Genomic DNA, 20,733 nt, shown 5'->3' with positions numbered 1-20,733 from the left:
AATGCGCTTTCTTATATTCTTCTTAGTTTCAATTTAGATAATTCAGTATCAATAATGTCGCGATGTTTAAAGTCCAAAAGTTGAACCTCACCTCCACCTTTTACTCGAAATCTCATCGTCTCTTCTCCATATGGTGGATTATGGGCACCTTTAAACGTAATAACTTGAATAATAACATAAAATTCAAAATTTACTTTATCTTTTTCAATACTTAATATCCTTTCGCTTCCTCTGTACCATAGCCTCCCCTCACCATAATAATCTTTTACAGCACCACCGATATACTCTACAAGTCGTTCAATAAGAACTTCCTTTAACAGTTCTTTTGGAACAGGTATTCTATTTATAGTCTTCTTTTCTTCTCGTAAAATCGTCCAATTCTCATGTATCTTTTTTATATGATAAAGAACATTCACACCATTTTGTTTTACAATATGAACATATCCCAAATTCTCTTTTATATACACTCTCGGCTCTAATACCCATTGTTGTTCTCTCCGTAAAATTTCAAAAAATATTTTTGTTAAGGAAGTAACTTTTCCCTCATTTATAAGTTCGGTAAAATCGTCTAGAGCGTACAAACGAGCTCCACTTATATTCACATCAAAATAATCTTGTATGTTTTTCTTTTCTTCACCATGTACGAAGCTAGTTAATGAAAACATAAATAAAGTGAAAACAACGATTGTAACAAGTTTCTTCATCAAATCACCTCGCCTGTTAGTATGCCCTAAAGTTTTTACACATAAAAAAACATGAGACCTCTTTTCAAAAGGTACTCATGTTCAATCATTACTATATTTCTATCGTCCACGCTTTTTCTGTCCCGGCTTTGCACTGCGCTTTTTTTTGCTTGGGTGATCAAAACGAGATTTCTCTGTTTTTGATCCTTCTTTTCTATCACGGCGTCCGGATCCGGACTGACCAAATTGTTTCTTTTCTTTAAATGGTTTCTTGTCTCTTGATTTTTGCGGGCTTTGTTCTTTTTTCTCAGATTCTTGTTTGTTAGGTAGTTCTACTACTTGTCGTTGCAATGATGCGTTAATGCCTTTTTCAATTTGCTGTAAATACATTTTATCTTTTGGCGCAACTAATGTAATCGCTAGTCCGCTTCCGCCAGCACGGCCTGTTCGCCCGATGCGGTGAATATAACTTTCAACATCTTCTGGGATGTCGTAATTAAATACATGCGTAACACCTTCTACATCAAGTCCTCTTGCTGCTACGTCTGTTGCAATTAAATATTGACTTTCAGCATCTCGAAAACGCTTCATAACACGCTCGCGTTTTGCTTGTGATAAATCACCGTGAAGTTCATCACAGTTATAGCCATATCCTCTCAGCGCTTCATACAAATTTGTAGCTCTGCGTTTCGTGCGGCAGAAAATAACCGCTAAAAATGGTTGATCTCGTTCCATAAGTTGACGCAGCGTATCTTGTTTTGCTCTGTCAGTCGTTTCGACGACGCGCTGTGTAATATTATTTACTGTAACCTCTGCACTTTGAATTTTTATAATCTCAGGTTTGTTCATATAACGCTTTGCAAGCGATTGAATTTGCTTAGCCATCGTAGCAGAAAATAACATCGTTTGTCTTTCAACAGGTGTTTGTTCAATAATTTCTTCTACCTCTGGTAAAAAACCGAAATGCAGCATTTGATCCGCTTCATCTAAAACGAGCATAGATACATGTGATAATTCAATTGTCCCGCGGCGTAAATGATCTAATAATCGACCAGGTGTCGCGACAACAATATGTGTATTTCCTTGTAATTTTTTCATTTGCTGCGAAACATCTTGCCCACCATAAACCGCAAGCACATGAATATCTTTTACATGCACAGTCATTTTTTCAATTTCGTTTGTGATTTGCAGTGCTAATTCTCGCGTTGGCGCTACAATTAACGCCTGTACATGATTAGACTGCGGATTTATTTTTTCTATTATCGGTAAAATAAATGCTAATGTTTTTCCTGTTCCAGTCTTCGCTTGTCCAATAATATCTTTTCCCGCTAGAACTACCGGAATCGCTTTTTCTTGAATCGGCGTCGATTCTGCAATGCCATTTCCTCTTAATGTATCATTTAACGTAGTGCTAATTCCTAATTCTAAAAAACCTTTCAAATCGATCACTTCTTTTCACTATTTTTCATTTCAAATATTGATTGTACCATTTATTTTGCTAAATATGAAAAAGAAGATAACAATTATTCTGTTTTCCATATTTAAAATAACCCCTCACTTCATACGTACTTACGTTTAAGTGAGGGGTTACCGGCAATTGAATCCTATTTTTGTTTATTTTTTCTCATTTCTTTTTCTATTTGTTTTAATGCTTTTTTAGAGCCTCGATCTATATCATGTTGCAGCTTTCTTTCTTTATAACTTACAAACAAAGTATTTAAATCATAGCCTTCTGGGTACAACTCGGCTGCTTTCAATTCCAAAATAACACGCTTATAATACACTTCAATAAACTCTTCATTGTATAGTACGACAATATTATTGAAGCTATCTTTTTTCTTGTATACAATAGCCGAATCATTGTGATCTAATAACTTCACTTTGTCTCCAACTTCATAATCATAAGTGTCTTTCGTTTTCAGTTCACTTACTTCAGGCTTCTTTATTTTATTTTCTTTTACTAGCTCTAAGCTATAATCTTTATTTTCCATATAAGACTGCGCGCGCTCCAAAACACGTTCCCGTAAATTCATCTTTCTTGAGATCCAAAGTGCATTACTATCTCCAGATTCCCCAATCATTAACTGATACATTGGCTCTAATGTTTCATTATGAAATTGCATAGCCGCATTCATGAAGTCACTGTGAATTTCTGAGAAACGTTTAATTTCACCATAATGAGTCGTCGCAACTGTTATACAGCCCATATGATAAAATTCTTCTAAAATGGCAATCGCAAGTGCAGCACCTTCATTTGGCTCTGTTCCACTACCAATTTCATCAAATAACAGCAGTGTATTATTGGTAGATATTCTCATAATTTCTGAAATGTTTTTCATATGTGAAGAAAAAGTACTTAAAGCATTTTCGATACTTTGATTATCACCTATATCTACAAAAATAGAATCGAAAAGGGCAATTTCAGTCTCTTCATTACCATGAATATGAAACCCTGACATCGTTGCTAAAGTTAGTAATCCAATTGTTTTCAAGACAATTGTTTTCCCTCCAGCATTTGGTCCCGTAATGACTAAACTACGATATTCCTTTCCTATCTCAAAATTTAATGGAACAATCTTACCTTTTAAAAGAGGATGTTTACATTCAACAAGTTTTATATATCCATGACTATTTAATTTCGGTGCTATACCACCTATATTCTTACTAAATTTAGCTTTCGCGAAAATCAAATCGTATTGACTTATAAGCTCAATATTAATTTTGATATCACAAACATTCTCAAAAATCATTCCTGATAAAGTCGCTAATATTTGATACTCTTCTATCGCCTCTTCCGCTTTTAAACTCGCTAACTCCCCGCTTAATTTTGAAATAGCAGCCGGTTCCATAAATACTGTTGAACCTTTAGAAGAAACTTCTACAATTGTTCCAGCAACTTGATTTTTATAAGAAGCCTTAATAGGAATTGTATATCGATCATCTTTTTTACTAATAAAGAATTCTTGAATATACTCCTTATTTGCACTACTTTTTAAAAATTTATTTAAGCGATCTCCAATCTTTTCTTCTGTTGCTTCGATTTGATTTCGAGTTCGCTTGAGCTCCTTACTCGCCGCAGAATCAACTCGATTCCCTTTAATCGAAAAATGAATCTCTTCCTCAATATTTTTGAACTCTGCCATAGAATATGCGTAAGAACTTAACACAGGCGCAAAAAATGCTTTACTTAACATAAATCCCTTAATTTTTCTACATCCTCTTAAAAAATCTGATACACTCACTAATTCAGTTGGTTCCAAAATCATCCCTTTTTCAAGCTTTCCAATTATACTTTCTATATTAGAAATCCCAACTAATGGAACATGACTTTCAGTATTTAATATCGCTTTCGCTTCAGTTGTTTCATTTAAGCGATTCTTAACTACTTTTATATTGGAACTTGGTTGTAATTTATCTAGTAACTGTTTTCCTAATCCACTTACACAATATGATTTTACGACTTCCTTTAATTCGTTATACTGCAACTTTTCAAAAGTCATTGTATTCATTTTTGTTCTCCTCACTATGATTTAATAATTGAATCATGTATGAAGATACCTAATAATAAGATTTCAATAAGCTTATATAAAGAAAACTTCTCTTAGAGAGAATCGCTTCCCATTTATACGGAAGAACTCTTCCTATCCAAAAGTCGTGAAAAAAATAAAAAAGCTGCGGGGATACCACAGCTTTACATACATTTACAAGACATGTGTAGAAACTAATATTTATTATGAAACAAACCTTTTTGAAATAAAGGTCTGGATCTTTAATAATAAACACCGCTACATGCTTTATAAAGTGTTGTAGGTATCTTCATAGGTAACTTAAATAAATCCATGACCAAATACAGGGTATATTTTGATATAAAAATACCCTTCGTCATTAGATTTATTTCATTAAATTTTTCCTATTTAGAAACTACTCCACTCACAAAAAGCACCTCGTCTAATTTATTTTTTATTCTCATTGAAATCTAAATTATGGAATTATTATACTATATGTACAAAATTAAGTAAAGGTACATGAAATTGTTCTTTGCATCATAACTACAAGCTCTTTCTAAATAAAGCTGTCCAAAGAAATGCTTCTCCAAACACTTCATTCGGCTGCTTAATTTCTTTCATTTTACGCAGTTCAATAACCTCAAAATCTTGAAAAACATTGCGTAGTTTTTTTTCTGAATACGCAATTCCTCCCTGTAAACTCCAGCCTCGATATACATCCCAATCTGATATTTCCGAACCATTTTTTTCATCTAATTCTCCCGCAGCAAAACAAGTTAAGCCGAAATACCCGTTTGGCTTTAATGCTTGTTTGACTAACTCCACATAATGGAATCTTCGGTGAGGCGGTATATGATGTAAACAACCCGAATCATATACGAAATCATATTGGTTATGGGCTTGTAAATCGAAAATAGACTTACAGATAAAATGAACAGACACATCTTGCTCAGCTGCTCTTTCTTCCGCCCATTTTATCCCTTCTTCTGATAAATCGACTGCATCTACCTTACATCCTGTTTTTGCTAAATACAAAGCATTTCGACCAGGCCCACAACCTAGCTCCAATACTTTTCCTTTCTGAATCATATTTCTATCAAAATAAGAAACTAAATTTTCATCCGGTACATTAGCAAAGAAAGGGACTTCTTTATCGCGGTCAGAATAGAATTGATTCCAAAATGGTTCTGGCGACCTTAATAGAGAGTCTAACATTGTAATCACATCATCCATACTATGTAAAGTTTCATTTTTCATGAGTGAATTTCCCCTCCTATAAATTATGGATACCATAACATAACATTATACCAAATATTAACTGTATTTTACCCGAGTGTTTTAAATCATTCGAATACTTAAACTATATTTAAGTATCCAATTCCATAATGATAATAGATACAAATAAAGTGAAACTTTAATCAGTGGGGGTTTTCTTCATCCCCCACTGATTATTAGTTGAACCAATCGGGCTTTTACGGGCAGTTTATCTCCCGCCTAACTTCTTTGCTTTCGCTGAATTTTGAGGTGGGAGTATTACTGCCCGTTAATGCGGGATAAATTGTTTAGAAATATAAATCATTCTGAATTTTCATCCCAATGATCCAACTAATCCTCTTTGTTTTAGAGAATCGTACAAGCCCCTTCTATTCCCTTACATAATCTATCATAGGAATCTATTTTCACAACCTACTCCCTTTATTAATGAAATATATAAATAAACAAATTATGAAAGGCAGGTGAAACTGTAAGTGATTCGTTTTTTGATTAGTGCTGAATTTTGGGTAACAACAGCCATAATTGTTATTCTTTCTTTTTGCTTAGATAAAGGTAGTTTTATGGATGGATTTAACGAGTTAGCAAATATAAAACAAAATTTAGACTGGTATGTTTGGGCATATGTGATTTATAGATTACATCATCATCACAATCTCTTAGAAGTATTAAAAAAAGATAGTGATAAAAAAGATACAAGTTAGTTCTTCTCTGCATACTGTTTTGAGAAATTTCATTGTATCTATTAAGGTAGTACAGTTTATTGGTAATAACTAAGCAAATGTAAGATGAATAGTTTTGTAGTAAACGTCAAGCAACTCTAAAAGCAATCCCTATAGTTTGTTTTGGAGTTCTTGACGTTTACGAAGATGATACCTTACCATCAGCGTAGATTTCTCAGCCGCGCCCTATTTTTGTGTATTTAATATCTGATGTTACAAGTTAACCATTTCATAACCATTTACAAAGTACTCTATTGTTTCTAACTCATTTTCGTTTAATTCTCTATCAAGTTCTTGTTTATACGCTGTTTTTATTTTTTCGGCATCGCCTTTATGTGTTTCCGTGTAGGTAGCTACTGTTTGTAGCAAACGAATCTCTTGCAAAAACTCATTTCTATCAATTGCTTTCCCGTGTGAAAGAATATAGGTCTCAGCATCAAATTTCTCTAACTCTTGTATTAATTCAAACGTTCGTTTCGTTGTATAATTCCACTTCGAAGAAAAAATATCTGCATAGAGACAATCTCCTAAAAACAATATCTTTTCTTCTTTAATATAAATGACAACGGAGTCATGTGAATGGTCACCTCCCACATGCTTTAATACACATGTCACATCACCAAGGTCTAATTCAAGTTGTTTCTGAAACGTTAATGACGGTAAGACAATTTGAATATTTCTAGGTTGTTCACTGAATTCTTTTTTTATACAAGTAGCACAAAATTCAATTTCTGTACCTTCTTTTACGCGTGTATCTAGGGCCTCATCTGTCCATTCATAAGAAACGAGTGTATTCATCTCTTTTTTTGTTTCACTATATGCGATTGACAAAGCATTTTTTAAGACAGGTAATCCAAAAATATGATCCCAATGCCAGTGTGTTAATGCAACGAAATCAGGATTTGAAATGTCCTGTTCCTTTAGCATTTCTAAAAACAAATGTGCATGTGCTTCTGAATTACCTGCATCTATCATCAAAGTCTTTTCTTTTCCAACTACCATTCCTAATATAGGTCTATCTGTTTCAGAAACAGGTGTCATATACCAAAATGAATGTCCTATTTTTTTAATTTGCTGCATAACTATCGCCCCCATTTATGACTGTGTAAGAATTACCATCCAAAAAATTTCGTAGCTTAGTATTTTGATTACTAGAAACTAATATTTAAATCTTTTTTGCGGTACGAACTCACCTTTCAATTATATTGATTATATTATAATTCATATAATTGATGTACATTTAACTATTTCTTTTAGAAACTGTCCTTTCCGTTGAACAACGTTTGTTATTCATTTGTAATCATACAAAAAGTGGTTTATTATAATTTTTTTAAGTTGTTAAAGTTATATTTATTATCATTACGGTAAATGAAATTTTTATTATTTTCACTCCTAAACTAAAGAAGCGAGCATTGATATTTCAATGCTCGCTTCTTTAGTTCTTAAATTTCTCTTTAGCCGCACGCATCTTCACTTGTAAATCGTGATCGACAGCGTTACGAATGTTTCGTTCTACTGCTTCCATCTCTTTTTGAAATCCTTTTAGATAGGTCGTAAGTTCTTCTTCTTTCTCTGAACGCTGCGCTGGTGGAATTTGCGCGATGAGTGACAACATATCTACTAAATCTTTCATTAAGAAAGCCTCAAGTTTATGTTGCTGTTCAAACATACGATTTTCTTGATAGTACGGAATAGCTTGCAATGCAGAGATCGTCACATCATCAATACATCTTTGCAATGTTGGATTTACGGAACGTTTGTACATTTCAATATGTTTTAATGCTTCAGGATAACGGTCATAAAAGTATAACTTGTAAAACGAGAAGTCTTGTGGCTTTGATGGCTGTTGTACTTCTCGCTTCAAGAATTCTTTTACTTTCATCGTTGTCATTTCTATATCTTCACTTGTAACTTGCTTTGTTGTTTTTACGGTGTAATGAAGTTTTTTCTTTTTTTCCTTCGGCAACATTGAAAAAACATGTTCTTTTGTACCCTCGTTAGCTGTGCAAAATAGAACAGTAAACGCTTTTTGACTACTGCTTCCCTCTGTGCGAATCCAACGGTAAAACAGCGGATGCTGTGTGAATTCTTGTAAGAATGGTACAGTGCTATGTGATAAACGCTCCATTGAGTCTGTCGCTCGTTTATACGGTTTTGTCCACGATAAATAAAATTTCCGGCCAAAATAGGCAAGTAAAATTACTGCTGTAAGTCCTAACAAAAGAACTATACCTATAATGAGCAAAATAAATTCAAAGAAACCCATATTTTCACCTCCTCTATTGCATTCTATTTAGTTGGACGCTGAATGAGCTTCTTTTTCATTTCATCGTTAAACGTATCTAGTTCTTTTACAAACATTTTACTCGATTCAATAATGCGTTCTGTTGATTTTTCAGACGCTTCAATTGCCGCAAAGACATTTTGGAATGATTCGCGAAGTTTCTCCATGCCAATCGCTGGATTTTCTAACAACTTTGTCGTTTCCTCTGTGTTTTGTTTTAACGCCTGTGAATTACTTAAAATCATCGATTCGATCGCTTCGTTTGTTGCATTTACAGCATCAATTGTCTTCCTTTGATTCGTTAACGCCAATTGAATAGCTGCTGATACTGTGACAACGTTTTGCGTCATTGTAATGGCGTTGCGAATCGCTTCTGTTAACTTTTCATTATTTTTCTTAATAATATCAACAGAGGCAATAGATTGTAGTAACACACTCTTCGCTTGCTGCATGTTACGTGTACGCACAAGAATCTTTTCTAGCGCATCGTTAATTAATGGAACATCTTTTTGACGCTCTGGATTTTGTTTTTCTACTTCTAACATATCCGCAAGCTTCTTTCCTAAATATACTTGTTTATCAAGCGCATGAATCTTTTGCTCGGATTGTTCTTTTAACATTTCTAAGCCGATGCTGTCTTCTCGTAAATTATCACGACCGACTAATAGTGCTTTTATTATCTCTTCAATTTGTTTATCAATGGATTGATATTTATGAACATACGTTTCCATCGGGTTTTTCTTAAATACTTTGAACATAATTCGTTTCATACCAGTTGCCTGCAATGAATTCGGATCTAATTCTGAAACAACTTTACGTAAATCAAGCAATGTTTTAGGAATATCTTCATTTTTCCCATTCATCATCGCCGTTACTGGACGTTTTAATGCCGTTAAGGTCTGTCCTGCATCACGTTGTTCTTTATCTCCTAAATCAGCTAGTTGCGCCAATACTTTCGAAAGGTCTGCATTATGTTCACTATTTAACTTTTGCACATATAGATCTGCTTCTTTATTTAGTTCAACTAATTCCTCATCTTTAATGACTGAATCTACGACCACTTCTATATTGTTCTCTACTGATAAATTTTCCTTCTTTTGCAATTCCGTCAACAAAATCGCTCCTTTATATACATACACTTATAATTATAGTTAGGTGACCATATCTCTAAACGGTCTATATTGCATTCATTCCCCGTTTCATATTATAAGTATACCTATTGTATTTTTAATTGTCCTCAGACTTAAGGCTGAGAAACATCCATTCTTAAGGCGGATTCTACTATTTATATTCTTCTTGTGTGTTCTTTTCAGCTATTTTTCCGCATTACATAGGCACCCATTTTAAAAGGTAATAACACTGTTTCAAAGTTTTTCTCCTCTTCAACTAAATCAAAAAAATTCTGCAATTCTTCCGCATGCGAAGTAGCATTATCAACTACGATAATTCCTTGTGGCATTAAAATGCGTTTTATGTCTTCCCACCACCATAAATATTGTGTTCGTTCTGCATCTAAAAAAATAAAATCATACGACTTGTCTTGTTGTTCGGATAAAAAAGCCCCTGCTTCTTGATTATGGATATGAATATAGTTTGTGAGATTTGCTTTTTGGAAGTTTTCATTTGCCTCCGCCACTCGTTTCGATGAAAGTTCAACTGTTGTAACAGTTCCCTTTGTTTCCTCTGCAGCATTAGCAAGCCATATTGTAGAGAATCCATTCGATGTTCCAATTTCTAATATGTGTTTCGCTTCACGCATTTTCACCAAAATAGATAAAAACTGCCCCATTTCTTTAGACACGTTGCGTAATCTTTCTTCTCTCGTTTCTTTTGTGTAATCATGTTCTAATCCGAATACTTCAAGATCTTGGAGTAACTTTTCTACTTCTAATCTCATACATAATCCCCCTTACATATATCTTTCATTGCTAAACAAAAAATATCGTATTTGGATGATGTCAAAAATATTTATGTAGGTCTACCTACAATTATATGCTATTAGAAAGGCTTTTTCCTGTATGAAGGCGAACTATTATTCCTTAATTAAAAAAATAAAAAATGAAGGTGAATTCGTGAAAGAACAACTAATACAAAAAGCTACTTATTTAACAAAAAATGAGGTAAAGCAGTTTCAATTTGCCATCTCGTTTGCTGAACAAGCACATGAGGGACAGTTTCGCATATCTGGAGAACCTTATATTCTACATCCGTTTGCAGTGACGGACATATTACTTGACTGCAAAGCTGACTATGTAACATTAGTTTCAGCATTGTTACATGACGTCGTAGAAGATACAAATTACACGCTAGAAGATATACAAAAGCACTTTGGAAAGGAAGTTTCCTATATTGTCGATGGATTAACGAAAGTAGATAAGAAGTCTGTACTAAATAAAGAGGAATATGAAGCAATTAATTTTAAAAAGTTACTTATGGCAGCACAAACAGATATTCGAGTGATAATAATAAAAGTGACAGACCGATTGCATAATATGAGAACACTGCAAGTAAAAAATAAGCATAAACAAGTTCCTTACGCAAACGAAACGTTAAAGATATTCGCTCCACTTTGCCATAAGCTACAGTTAAAAACGATACAATATGAATTAGAAGATCTTGCGTTTTTTTATCTTCATAACCAAAAGTACGAAGGCATGAAACAACTTTTACAAAATTATAATCAAAAATTACACCACCTAACAGATACGATTACTACCGACATGCAAAGCTTTCAAGATGAAGTATTCTCATGGCACTTACAGTATGAAATAAGTCCTATTTATACTGCTTATTCTCGTCTGCAAGTCACTCAAGATGCATCTATGGTTTCAAAAATTAATATTACAACTTCATCCATTTTAAATTGTTATAAAATTCTCGGAATGGTACATCAATTATACGAACCAATCCCACATCAATTTGAAGATACGATTGCTATTAATAGCAATTTATTTAATAAATGTTTGAAAACAAAGATCAAAATTGAAAGTCACGAGATGGCTATTTGTATTCAAACTGAAGATAGTAAACGAAGGCATGATGGAGGTATTTTTTCTTTACTTTCAAGCGATATGCCGTATTCTGAAGTAGAACAGATATCTGCACAGCTTATGGATGACACAATTATAAACAATATAAGATTAACAAAAGATGTACGCACTTTTTATGATTTAGTTTCCTACGAACTCTTTCAAGATACAATCGTTGTTTTCACACCACAATTACAGCCTATTCGTTTACCTGAAGGAGCGACAATTATCGATTTTGCATTTGCAGTAAACGCAGAACTAGCAATACATATGACTTCAGCAAAAATAAACGGCGATAAAACGTCAATTATGACAACTCTTTCACACCTAGATATTGTTGAAATGACAATTGATTCTCATACCATTCAGCTTGAAGCAAAATGGTTGAATTTTGCTAATACTTCTAAAGCACAGTTGGCCATTCATAAAGCATTGCATAAGGAATAACCTTTTTTCATACAGTTAAGCCAACATTACACAACCACACGTTTTCTTTAATAAACTACGAAAATTATAGAATGAGTCGCATGTAAAGGGTGATACAATTCCTTAAAATTTGTATCACCCTTTATCTAACACTCATATTAATCTCTCATATGTTTCCTAATATCTGCAGCTACCTTAGTAGGATTATCAATTTCAAAAACAACATACTTATATTTTTCATGACCTTCTAATTCGATCATGACAAGAGGTACCCTATTTTCATAAGAAAGAAAATACCATTCATCAGCATATTTAAAACTTCCCTCAAAAATATTAAGGGCAGAAATAGATATTCCGGGCATGCGAAGCATCCACTGCGGAGCATCAAAATAGTCTACTAACACACTTTTAATTGTACGATATGGCATTTTTAACGATAATTTCACCGCAAATAAACCAGTTACTCCATTCAATTTCAAAACTACACCTTCATCATCAAATTGCACTTCTCTCCCCATGTTATTCCTCCTAGCTTTTATATTCCGTCTATCCTCTATTCTTCCTTATTAAGGATAAAGCGCAATAAATCTTCTTCTTCATCAAATTCGCCCGCTTCCACAAAACCAAACCTTTTATATAACCGACGAGCAGCATCATTTTCTTTATGAACTGTTAAGCGAATTTCTTTACATTGCTGATATTGATTTATAATCCAATTCACCATCTCGCGTAGTGCTGCTCTACCATATCCTTTACCTTGATGCTTTTCATCAATGATAAATCCATTAATCCAATACATATCATCTGTATTTTCTACATAAGCATGCATCACAAAACCAATCATTCCCTGCCCTTCTTCATAAATGGCAAAGGGCAGATAATTCACATTATCACCATCTGGTTTAATGTACACTTTAGCAAGCGATACCGCTACGGTAGGAACGAAATGATTTTGAACATCTTTTACTTTTAATTTTAAAGCCTCTTGCCAATTCTCTCTCGTCACCGCTTTTAATTGCACTTCCATCTCATTCTCCCCTGCTTTTTCAAGATTGCATAACTTCTTCTTTACTAAATTCTAAAAGTTCAATTACATTTCCAAATGGATCCTTGCACGCACTAAAATGACCTGGAGGACATTTTTGCGGAGTATCATAAATCATTTCGATACCTTTTTCTTTATAAGAAGCGATCGTTTTGATTAAATTATCTGTTTCAATACCTAAAACAACTTGAGCTTGTTCTGGATAATTCACATTCGCTATTTTTTCCACTTTATTTAGAATAATAGGAACCCCATTGTGCTTTAGGCCAACAATACAATCACTGTATTCTTTCGAAATTTCAAACCCTAATTTTTCACAATAAAACTCCTTCGCCTGTTCTATATTTGTTACGTTTATAGAAATCACACAAATGTTTGGCATTTATAATACCTCCTTAACATTAATTTAATTTTATAATTCTCTATTTGCTAAGATCTTCCTTCCATTAATGAAGTTGTAAAAATAGCCTCGCATCTTTCTATTTCCTTTACCGGGCTTTCATTTTAATCAAAAGCGACTACCTCATACTTTTTATCAATTAAATCTTTTCCTAAAGTAATTAAACCAATTTTCATGTTCATTTCCGGAAAAATCTTAGATTTATATTCTCGGTATATATGAATTCGTCCTATAATTCCCTCTCACAAATCAAAAAAACAATACTTTCAAAATATATTTTGCACAAATACGTTTTAGCAGATACACTATAACCAATCATTTAAATTTAAATTTTCAAATAATTAACGAGGTGTTACCATGTATAAGAAACAACTCATAAATTCCAATAACATCAATTATTTATTATTTGAGCCTACACATAATAATAAGCATGTTACAATTATTATTTATCATGGTTGGGGTTCGAGTATATACAATCAAACTTTTTTCGCAAGTATTTTAGCAAATTTCGGCTACACTGTTATAATTCCGGAGATTATATACCATGACTCTAGAGAATCCTTGTCAAATTACTTTTCCAAGACTATTATGGAACAATATTTTTGGAAAACGATTATACAATCTGTTGAAGATGTACGAATGTTTATTCAAAGCCTTTCCCTTTCTGATCATAAACTGATTATCCTCGGTAGTTCTATGGGAGGTTTCATTGCTTCTGGTGCTTTTGTTCAAGAACAACAAATAGATGCTTTAATTAATATAAATGGTTCCGGAGCCTGGTTAACTTCTGAAGAGATATTTCAAAAACAAGGTTCCGATGCTTATAGTGATATTGATGCTATTACGCAATTAGACCCTATCAACTTTCTACATAACGTAAAAAATAGACCTATCCTTTTACTTCACGGGCAGGAAGATACAGTTATTTCTCCAATTGGGCAGCAAACTTTTTATGAACTAGCGCTTGCATCTGGAGAAGTCGAAAATTCTCATCTCTCACTTACGCTCTATCCGCACATTAACCACTCTATTAGTTTACCGATGCTAGAAAACATCGTAAATTGGATAGAAGAAAAATTTGCTATAACAGAAAACACTCATCAATTATAAAAAGATGAGTGTTTTTACTTCATTATGCAAAATACTGTTCTAGTGAAACCGTAAGATTTAGCATAGCATACAATATCCATTATTCTAGAAGTGATATTATATTCTGTATTTCCTAGTAATTCCAACCACAGAAATTAAGATGCAGCTAAGATTGGAAACTTAATCTCAGTAAATTCAACAGGAAGTTCTCCTCTTACCATTACATGTTTATTTAATTCATACTCTTTTTCTTGAACGACAAAAAAATCAGAATAACCTATTTTTTCTAAAATATCATTTACTGCCCAGCAATATTTGCTTAAAATAATCTATACAGTACTTAATTTAGAAAGGGAATATGCATATGTATCACTATGTAACAGACATATAGTAACTGCATTACGTGTCGTGGACCTCCTCTTATATTCCAACTATAAAAATATAACTTAGGAGGAATAACCATGATGGATACTTTTTATCAATTTGTTAACCAAGCTAATAAACCTTTTCAAGGATGGAATTTCTCGTTTCTAACAGATACCGGAAGACTAAGTACAGAACCACTTCCGTGGAACTACGCATCAATAGTATTACAATATATGTATGGCGTAGATAGCATGCTTGATATGGGAACTGGCGGCGGCGAGTTTTTATCATTACTAACCCCACTTCCTGCAAGAACTGCAGCAACAGAAGGATACGCTCCCAATATCCCTTTAGCAAAGGAAAGGCTAGAACCTTTAGGTATTTCTGTTCATGCAATCGAGGATGATACACATTTGCCATTTGCAAACGAACAATTTGATTTGATTATTAACAAACATGAATCATTCTGCGAAAAAGAAGTAAAAAGAGTTTTAAAGCCAAACGGTATTTTTATTACTCAACAAGTTGGTGGATTAGATAATTTGGAATTAAACGACCTTCTTCATGCATATACTGGTAGTGAGTATAGTTATTGGAATATGGAATATGCCTCCTCAAGGCTAAAACATTGTGGATTTCAAATCTTGAAACAACAGGAGTGCTTCCCCTATCAACGTTTTTACGACATCGGAAGCATTATATATTATTTAAAAGCAATTCCATGGCAAATTCCCGATTTTTCGGTATCAAAATATGAAGAACAATTACTTCATGTCCATAATCACATTCAACAAAATGGATTTATTGAAGTAAAAGCACATCGTTTTTACATTGTAGCTTCTCTTTAATTCATCGCCTCTCCAAGCTCATTCATTCCGCATGGAGAGGCGCATTATGCTAGCAAAGACAAAAATGTTGCCATCACTTGCAATATTTCTCATTTCATTGTAGAATGAGATCATAGAATGCAATATGCAAGCAAATCCACTTCACATATTATCAAGCATCAATAGGGATGATATGCGTTCCTTATGGGTTTTTGATAATATGTGAATTTTTATTTTTTTAGAAATAAGACGGATCATATTACATTTATTTTTTTTATTTTTAGGAGGCATTTACCATGACATTAACAGGTAAAGTAAAATGGTTTAACAGCGAAAAAGGTTTCGGATTCATCGAAGTTGCAGACGGAAACGACGTATTCGTTCACTTCTCAGCTATCACTGGCGACGGCTTCAAATCTCTTGACGAAGGTCAAGAAGTAAGCTTCGAAGTTGAAGAAGGCAACCGCGGACCTCAAGCTAAAAACGTTGTAAAGCTATAATTTAGACAATAAAAAGGTTGTTAACACGAACGGTTAACAACCTTTTTAATTATATAAACACTTATTTCACATAAAAGGAGTGGTCTCATGTATCGTAATAAAAAGAATGACGTTGCAGAAGTAGCACCGGAAGAAATCCCAGTATGGGAATGTGAGTCAGAAGAATGCTTAGGGTGGATGCGAAAAAACTTCGCATTTGAAGAACACCCAAAATGCCCTTTATGTGGAAGTGAAATGAAAAGCGGAGAACGTTTATTGCCTCGATTGGGATAAAATATTTGTAAGCACCTTGCGGAATATTCTCTGCAAGGTTTTTTTATGCCTTCATGTTTGACCTCAAATCTATATGAATCACTCCTCTCCTTCAATTTTGGGACTAACCTCTTCTTGATGATAATAAGTTGTTATAAAGTAAACTTTTTATAAGTTGAACAGTCAAACACTTTGTCAGAAGCTAGCCTCACATTATTTTTTTAAAACCTTAAATTAAGAGCGATTCTCTTAAAATTTGAGAGATAACAATGGAGTGTGATTTTATGGAGTTATTTCCGATAATTGTTACGTTTTTTTCATTTGGAGGATTGTTATTAGGGGGAATTGTTGGCCTTGCAACTAAACGGATAATTGAAAAACAAACATATCGTTTATATGCTCTTTGCGGCGGTATTCTACTTGGATTATTACTATTAGACATCATTCCAGAAACATTTTCGAGTTATGAAATAACCGGTCCCCTCCTCGGTATTACTATTGGAATTTTAATGATGTGTTTAATAGATCACTCCTGTCATCGTTTTGTGATACATTATAACGATCAGCAAACATGGCAAACTTTTTTATTTCTTTCCTTCGCAATTTTTATTCACAATCTGCCCAGTGGTTTTGCGTTAGGAACTGCTTTTACAACGCATCATGAATCAACTCTTTCTTTTCTACTAGCCATTATTATTCATCATGTTCCCGAGGGCCTTGCCTTAATTATCTCTTTCCTATTTACAGAGCATAAATATATATCTTTTATCTTAATCATCCTCTTTTTATCAATCATTCTTGGTTTAAGCACTGCGTTTGGTATGATTATTAACAGCAAAACGATTCATTTACCAGGCTTAATAATGGGAAGTGCCATCGGTTCTTTAGGCTATGTAACAATCCATGAAATGCTTTGGAAAGCAAAAAAACACTTATCATTATTCTCCTTTCTTTCTTGGATTTTTGTTGGATGTTTACTTATTATCGTGTTTATCCCCTTTATAAGTCATCATTGAAAAAGAACTTCCCTTACGGTTTGTATATTTTACCTTTTTCTCCAAAACATAATCGTATCTCACTATGTAAGGAGGAAGTTCCATGTTTCAAAAAACCGCTGGCGAAACACTGGTAGATTTATTAATCGAATGGGGCGTTGATCATATATATGGCATGCCTGGTGATTCTATAAATTCTATTATCGAGCCGCTCCGTAAAGCGCAGGACAAAATTAAATTTATTCAAGTTCGTCACGAAGAAGCTGGCGCTTTAGCCGCTGCTTCTTATGCAAAGTTAACTGGAAAACTCGGCGTATGTATGGCAATCGCTGGGCCAGGTGCCATACATTTACTTAATGGATTATACGATGCCAAATTAGATCAAGCACCTGTCCTTGCTATTACTGGTCAAATTGAGTCAGATTTAATTGGAACAGGTTTTTTTCAAGAAATAAATTTAGAAAGAATGTTTGATGATGTCGCCGTTTATAACCAACGAATCATGTCAGCGGAACAACTTCCCGCTGTTGTCAATCAAGCAATTCGCATGGCTTATACTAAAAAAGGTGTATCCGTTCTTACCATTCCAGATGATATTCAAAAATTTGAAGTAGATGCCAAAGCACGGATTACAACACCTGCTTTTACGATGCCAGAGTTATTCCCTAGGCAGCATGATTTAGAAAAAGCAATATCTGCATTAAATGAAGCAAAAAAACCTGTTATTCTAGCAGGAAAAGGCGCAAGAGATGCGAAGGAACCTTTACTTGCTTTTGCCGAGCACATAGGAGCGCCTATTGTATTAACACTTCCAGCTAAAGGAGTGATTCCAGATGAGCATCCTCTTTGTATTGGAGGATTAGGTTTAATTGGGACAAAACCGGCATATGAAGCAATGCATAATGCTGATACATTAATTATGGTCGGTACCTCTTACCCATTCACAGGTTTCTTACCAGAAAAGGCCAAAACGCTTCATATCGACACAGATCCAGTACAAATTGGCAAACGTTATCCAACAGATATCGGACTTGCTGGTGATGCAGCTAACACTTTAAAATGGCTCACACAAAATATTGAAAAACATACTGATCACTCATTTTTACAACACCATCAAGAATTAATGAGGAAATGGGAAGAAAAACTGCACAATCAAGAAAACGACACTTCTGTTCCAATTAAACCTCAAAGAGTAATGCACGCACTGCAGCAAGTTGCCCATGATGATGCTATTTTATCTGTAGATGTAGGGAATGTAACGGTTTGGACGGCACGTCATTTTCGTATGACAAATCAACGTTTTATTTTATCAAGCTGGTTAGCAACACTTGGTTGCGGTCTTCCTGGAGCAATCGCTGGACAGATTGCTTACCCAAATAAACAAGTTTTCGCAATTTGCGGCGATGGTGGATTTGGGATGACGATGAACGACTTTGTAACAGCTGTAAAATATAAACTCCCAATTATTGTAGTCGTATTAAATAACCATAAAATCGCTATGATTAAATTTGAACAAGAAGTAATGGGGAATATTGAATTTGGGACAGAACTTACCAATCCAAATTTCGCGAAATACGCTGAAATTTGCGGTGGAGTCGGTTACCGCGTTGAAAAACCCGAAGAATTGATGCCTGCTTTTGAACAAGCTGTAAAACAAAACAGGCCATGTATTATCGACGTTCTCGTTGATGTCAACGAAGCTCCTATGCCTGCAAAAATTACGTTTTCCCAAGCAGCTGGTTACACAAAACACATGCTGAAAGAACTATTTGAAGAAGGAAAAATTGATTTACCGCCTTTATAAAGTGAAACTTTAATCAGTGGGGGTTTTCTTCATCCCCACTGATTATTAGTTGAACCAATCGGGCTTTTACGGGCAGTTTATCTCCCACCTAACTTCTTAAGAAAAGCGGAAGCGGCTCGCTCAGAATCGCAGGGCGTTGGAGCCCCTGACAGAGAGGCGCTTTTTGCCTCGTCCGAGGGGGCGAAACGACCGGAGATTCTAGCCGCTGGAGCTGGACAATGCTTTTGCTGAATTTTGAGGCGGGAGTATTACTGCCCGTTAATGCGGGATAAAAACACAAGGCTACGACAGTAGGTATACTTTAATAGCTACTGTCGTAGCCAAAAATAAAATTTCTCGATTATCTTAAAAAGCCACCATAAACGGTTGATTCTCTTCATCTAAACAATGTAAAATACGCTCTTTGAAATTTTTCCATGTTACCATCTGCAGCGCCTCTTCAATTGAAAAATACCCAACTTCTAAACTTTCACTACTTGTTGTAAATTGTCCTCCGATTGGCTTCCCTAAAAATAAATGACTACAAATACACTGTGAAACATTTTGATACGCTCCGCAGTATTTCACAATTTCAATATCAATGCCAGTCTCCTCTTTCGCTTCTCGAATAGCACCTGTTGGAATCGCTTCTCCCTCTTCCACTTGACCACCGGGAATTTCCCAGCCCCGCTTTGGACTTTTTAAAAGTAAAATTTCGTTTTTATCATTTAACACGACAGTTGCAGCACATACAATATGTTTCGGATAAGGCATACCTACTCTACTCCTCCTTTAAATAAATTGCTAACATTCTACTTACAATGAACAGGCAACACAGACCAAGAACTTACAAGTGTTGTTTGTTTTCCTTCTGTATGTAACACTTGCTGTGATGGATTTGCTGTATGTAGTAATTGTGGTAATATTTCTTTCACATACTGATTATGAGCTGCCGCATCTTTCCATAATGACAATACAATGTAACGATTTGAAGAAAGAGATCTTCCAACAACGCCCCCCATCATTCCGTCAGCATTCGCTACCCCTGGATTCCAAACCGTTTCTTGCATATGTAAAAATTGCTTTTCACTCTCTTGTTTCACATCACAAATTGCGATTCGTAAAAAGGAACTGTGTGCTAATGCTTCAACAAATGGAGTCTCTGACATATCAAATAAAGATTGATATAATTCTGTTTCACATGATGTATACGTACTCTCTTGGCTGTTATCATTAAAAATCTTATCGTGTGATTCATTCATAAAGCTTTGATACATTTTCATATTTTTCCATAAACTAACTATACAAGCCTCTGATTTATCCCATCCGCCGATTTGTCCGTAAAAACCATCCAAAGCCTTCAACTCGCCCCATTGTTCTTGAGCCGCTGAAAATAATTCCTTTTTTTCGTCGCTAACTTTACAAATAATCGATTTAATTAGCATACATATTGCCCCCTTATTTTCCGTTAAAACTTCATTAAAGCCATATACCTTTATTTTAAAGGGAATTAATAGAAATATCAAAATTTCAAGAAAAATAATATTATAAAAG

The 20,733-nt window shown here is 34.3% G+C and carries 21 protein-coding genes; 8 read left to right on the top strand and 13 right to left on the bottom strand.

From position 1 onward, the window contains the following. Positions 1 to 11: 11 nt before the first annotated feature. The 4 genes from BM211_RS06480 to BM211_RS06465 form a co-directional block, all read right to left on the bottom strand. Positions 12 to 704, bottom strand: a complete 693-nt coding sequence (locus BM211_RS06480; protein ID WP_035430187.1) for a DUF3888 domain-containing protein — start codon at positions 702 to 704, stop codon at positions 12 to 14. 99 nt (positions 705 to 803) lie between these two features. After that, on the bottom strand, positions 804 to 2,132 hold the full coding sequence (locus BM211_RS06475; protein WP_035430188.1) for a DEAD/DEAH box helicase: 1,329 nt from the start codon (positions 2,130 to 2,132) through the stop codon (positions 804 to 806). Positions 2,133 to 2,287: 155 nt separating this feature from the next. Then, positions 2,288 to 4,192 carry an endonuclease MutS2 gene (locus BM211_RS06470; protein ID WP_035430189.1) on the bottom strand — a complete coding sequence of 635 codons (1,905 nt, stop codon included), beginning with the start codon at positions 4,190 to 4,192 and terminating at the stop codon, positions 2,288 to 2,290. Between the two features lie 540 nt (positions 4,193 to 4,732). Beyond that, positions 4,733 to 5,446: a class I SAM-dependent methyltransferase gene (locus tag BM211_RS06465; protein ID WP_035430190.1), complete on the bottom strand. Its 714-nt coding sequence runs from the start codon at positions 5,444 to 5,446 to the stop codon at positions 4,733 to 4,735. 491 nt (positions 5,447 to 5,937) lie between these two features. On the opposite strand from BM211_RS06465, the gene BM211_RS06460 reads away from it, so the two are divergent. Continuing rightward, positions 5,938 to 6,165 (top strand): hypothetical protein, encoded by a 228-nt coding sequence (locus BM211_RS06460; protein WP_090995869.1) that lies wholly within the window; start codon positions 5,938 to 5,940, stop codon positions 6,163 to 6,165. A gap of 231 nt (positions 6,166 to 6,396) precedes the next feature. Here BM211_RS06460 and BM211_RS06455 read toward each other — a convergent pair whose 3' ends face one another. The 4 genes from BM211_RS06455 to BM211_RS06440 all read right to left on the bottom strand — a co-directional run bounded on the left by BM211_RS06455 (position 6,397) and on the right by BM211_RS06440 (position 10,364). Further along, positions 6,397 to 7,263: an MBL fold metallo-hydrolase gene (locus tag BM211_RS06455; RefSeq protein ID WP_035430192.1), complete on the bottom strand. Its 867-nt coding sequence runs from the start codon at positions 7,261 to 7,263 to the stop codon at positions 6,397 to 6,399. 355 nt (positions 7,264 to 7,618) lie between these two features. After that, positions 7,619 to 8,449 carry a DUF3974 domain-containing protein gene (locus tag BM211_RS06450; RefSeq protein WP_090995866.1) on the bottom strand — a complete coding sequence of 277 codons (831 nt, stop codon included), beginning with the start codon at positions 8,447 to 8,449 and terminating at the stop codon, positions 7,619 to 7,621. Positions 8,450 to 8,472: 23 nt separating this feature from the next. Continuing rightward, on the bottom strand, positions 8,473 to 9,579 hold the full coding sequence (locus BM211_RS06445; protein ID WP_035430195.1) for a toxic anion resistance protein: 1,107 nt from the start codon (positions 9,577 to 9,579) through the stop codon (positions 8,473 to 8,475). Positions 9,580 to 9,776: 197 nt separating this feature from the next. Continuing rightward, positions 9,777 to 10,364 (bottom strand): O-methyltransferase, encoded by a 588-nt coding sequence (locus tag BM211_RS06440; RefSeq protein WP_035430196.1) that lies wholly within the window; start codon positions 10,362 to 10,364, stop codon positions 9,777 to 9,779. Positions 10,365 to 10,539: 175 nt separating this feature from the next. Between BM211_RS06440 and BM211_RS06435 the strand changes: the two genes are divergently transcribed. After that, positions 10,540 to 11,943 (top strand): HD domain-containing protein, encoded by a 1,404-nt coding sequence (locus tag BM211_RS06435; RefSeq protein WP_035430424.1) that lies wholly within the window; start codon positions 10,540 to 10,542, stop codon positions 11,941 to 11,943. Between the two features lie 137 nt (positions 11,944 to 12,080). Here BM211_RS06435 and BM211_RS06430 read toward each other — a convergent pair whose 3' ends face one another. The 3 genes from BM211_RS06430 to BM211_RS06420 are packed head-to-tail and all read right to left on the bottom strand — an operon-like array spanning position 12,081 to position 13,349. Beyond that, positions 12,081 to 12,440 carry a hypothetical protein gene (locus BM211_RS06430; RefSeq protein ID WP_035430197.1) on the bottom strand — a complete coding sequence of 120 codons (360 nt, stop codon included), beginning with the start codon at positions 12,438 to 12,440 and terminating at the stop codon, positions 12,081 to 12,083. 35 nt (positions 12,441 to 12,475) lie between these two features. After that, positions 12,476 to 12,949 (bottom strand): GNAT family N-acetyltransferase, encoded by a 474-nt coding sequence (locus tag BM211_RS06425; RefSeq protein ID WP_090995863.1) that lies wholly within the window; start codon positions 12,947 to 12,949, stop codon positions 12,476 to 12,478. Between the two features lie 19 nt (positions 12,950 to 12,968). Next, positions 12,969 to 13,349, bottom strand: coding sequence for a VOC family protein (locus BM211_RS06420; RefSeq protein ID WP_035430201.1), 381 nt, complete (start codon positions 13,347 to 13,349; stop codon positions 12,969 to 12,971). 375 nt (positions 13,350 to 13,724) lie between these two features. On the opposite strand from BM211_RS06420, the gene BM211_RS06415 reads away from it, so the two are divergent. The 6 genes from BM211_RS06415 to BM211_RS06390 all read left to right on the top strand — a co-directional run bounded on the left by BM211_RS06415 (position 13,725) and on the right by BM211_RS06390 (position 19,200). Further along, the gene (locus BM211_RS06415; RefSeq protein WP_090995860.1) at positions 13,725 to 14,477 is read left to right on the top strand and encodes an alpha/beta hydrolase family protein; all 753 of its coding nucleotides are present in this window, start codon (positions 13,725 to 13,727) and stop codon (positions 14,475 to 14,477) included. Between the two features lie 440 nt (positions 14,478 to 14,917). Then, complete coding sequence (locus tag BM211_RS06410; RefSeq protein ID WP_090995857.1) at positions 14,918 to 15,670, top strand: class I SAM-dependent methyltransferase; 753 nt, start codon at positions 14,918 to 14,920, stop codon at positions 15,668 to 15,670. A 275-nt stretch (positions 15,671 to 15,945) separates the two neighbouring features. Continuing rightward, the gene (gene cspD, locus BM211_RS06405) at positions 15,946 to 16,149 is read left to right on the top strand and encodes a cold-shock protein CspD (RefSeq protein WP_000176366.1); all 204 of its coding nucleotides are present in this window, start codon (positions 15,946 to 15,948) and stop codon (positions 16,147 to 16,149) included. Positions 16,150 to 16,236: 87 nt separating this feature from the next. Further along, a complete protein-coding gene (locus BM211_RS06400; RefSeq protein WP_020061359.1) occupies positions 16,237 to 16,422 on the top strand; it encodes a cold-shock protein in 186 nt (61 codons plus the stop codon). A gap of 248 nt (positions 16,423 to 16,670) precedes the next feature. Beyond that, positions 16,671 to 17,417: a ZIP family metal transporter gene (locus BM211_RS06395; RefSeq protein ID WP_090995854.1), complete on the top strand. Its 747-nt coding sequence runs from the start codon at positions 16,671 to 16,673 to the stop codon at positions 17,415 to 17,417. Positions 17,418 to 17,499: 82 nt separating this feature from the next. After that, positions 17,500 to 19,200: a pyruvate oxidase gene (locus tag BM211_RS06390; protein ID WP_090995851.1), complete on the top strand. Its 1,701-nt coding sequence runs from the start codon at positions 17,500 to 17,502 to the stop codon at positions 19,198 to 19,200. A 345-nt stretch (positions 19,201 to 19,545) separates the two neighbouring features. Here the strand turns inward: BM211_RS06390 and BM211_RS06385 are convergent, their stop codons facing one another. Together BM211_RS06385 and BM211_RS06380 are read right to left on the bottom strand one after the other, a co-directional pair. Then, on the bottom strand, positions 19,546 to 19,953 hold the full coding sequence (locus BM211_RS06385) for an NUDIX hydrolase (RefSeq protein ID WP_090995849.1): 408 nt from the start codon (positions 19,951 to 19,953) through the stop codon (positions 19,546 to 19,548). Positions 19,954 to 19,991: 38 nt separating this feature from the next. Further along, positions 19,992 to 20,624 carry a YdbC family protein gene (locus BM211_RS06380; protein ID WP_090995846.1) on the bottom strand — a complete coding sequence of 211 codons (633 nt, stop codon included), beginning with the start codon at positions 20,622 to 20,624 and terminating at the stop codon, positions 19,992 to 19,994. Positions 20,625 to 20,733 lie beyond the last annotated feature (109 nt).

The organism is Bacillus sp. 491mf (assembly GCF_900112415.1).
In the GTDB taxonomy this organism is placed as follows: Bacteria; Bacillota; Bacilli; order Bacillales; family Bacillaceae_G; genus Bacillus_A.
This window is presented reverse-complemented; position numbering and strand designations above follow the sequence as displayed.